The organism is Pseudomonas grimontii (assembly GCF_007858185.1).
Taxonomy (GTDB): domain Bacteria; phylum Pseudomonadota; class Gammaproteobacteria; order Pseudomonadales; family Pseudomonadaceae; genus Aquipseudomonas; species Aquipseudomonas grimontii.
On record NZ_VFES01000052.1, the window covers coordinates 1 to 1,187 of the forward strand.

Annotated in this window: 1 protein-coding gene; it reads left to right on the forward strand. The window is 54.8% G+C overall.

Annotated elements, in window-relative coordinates:
* Positions 1-79: 79 nt before the first annotated feature.
* Positions 80-1,171: an IS630 family transposase gene (locus tag FIV39_RS32895; protein WP_034114923.1), complete on the forward strand. Its 1,092-nt coding sequence runs from the start codon at positions 80-82 to the stop codon at positions 1,169-1,171.
* The last annotated feature ends 16 nt before the right edge of the window (positions 1,172-1,187 follow it).

Below are 1,187 nucleotides of genomic sequence, written 5' to 3' on the forward strand. Positions count from 1 at the left end.
CTAGTGGACTGAGCGGTTAATTCATTTATCTAATGGTAACGATATACTGTGCGTCCAATGTCATGGATTGGTTATGCGCATGGCCCGACCGACTTCCCCCTTCGCTTTAATGCCTTCCGATCTCATCGCCCTGCAAGGTTGGTTGCGTATGAGTACGCTGGAACAGAGCCTCGCCCAGCGAGCGCGCATCCTGCTTCTACTGGCTGACGGATTGACGCCCAAGGCCGTCAGCGAGCAGTTGCAGGTCACGCCGCCGACGGTATTCAAGTGGCGAAAACGTTATCTGGAGGCGGGAATCGAAGGGTTGAGCGATCTGCCGCGCAGCGGCCAGCCACTCAAACTTGGGCCCGATAAAATCAACGAAATCCTGACACTGACCACCCGGCGTGTACCCCAGGAAGCCACTCACTGGAGCGTCCGTTTGATGGCCAAGTATGCGCGGGTCACCACGTGGCAGGTTCGGCAGGTCTGGGCCGCTTCCGACCTCAAACCCCATCGTCTGAAGACCTTCAAAATCAGCAACGACCCTCATTTCGCCGACAAGGTAGTCGACGTGGTCGGGCTCTATCTGAACCCACCGGATAATGCCCTGGTGTTGTCGGTTGACGAGAAAACCCAGATCCAGGCGTTGGATCGCACCCAACCGATGCTCCCGCTACGCCCAGGTCAAGTTGAACGCCGGACGCATGATTACAAGCGCCATGGTACGGCGAGTCTGTACGCGGCTTTCGACATCCTAACCGGCCAAGTAATCGGACGGATTACCCAGCGCCATCGAGCCAAGGAGTTTCTGGCTTTTCTGCAACAGATTGAACGCAGCACGCCAGCCGGACTGGATCTGCATGTGATTCTAGATAACAGTTCGACCCACAAAACGGCTGCAATCAAGCAGTGGCTGGAAAAGCATCCGCGTTTCAAATTGCACTTCACACCGACCAGCGCGTCTTGGCTGAACGCCGTGGAAGGCTGGTTTGCACAACTGGAAAGACGAGCGCTATACCGGGGTGCCTTCACCAGCGTCGCCGACCTAAAAGTCGCTATCCGCCAATTTATCGAGGCTCACAATGAGCATTCAGCCAAGCCGTTCAAGTGGAATAAAACGGCTGAGGCCATCATTAGCTCGGTACATAAAGCGAAGCTGAGTGTGATAAAAAATAAATTAATGGATTAACCGCTCAAGCCACTAG

Bases quoted from the DNA above. Each gene is read 5' to 3' on its own strand.
- FIV39_RS32895 (WP_034114923.1), top strand. From the start codon at position 80: ATGGCCCGACCGACTTCCCCCTTCGCTTTAATGCCTTCCGATCTCATC.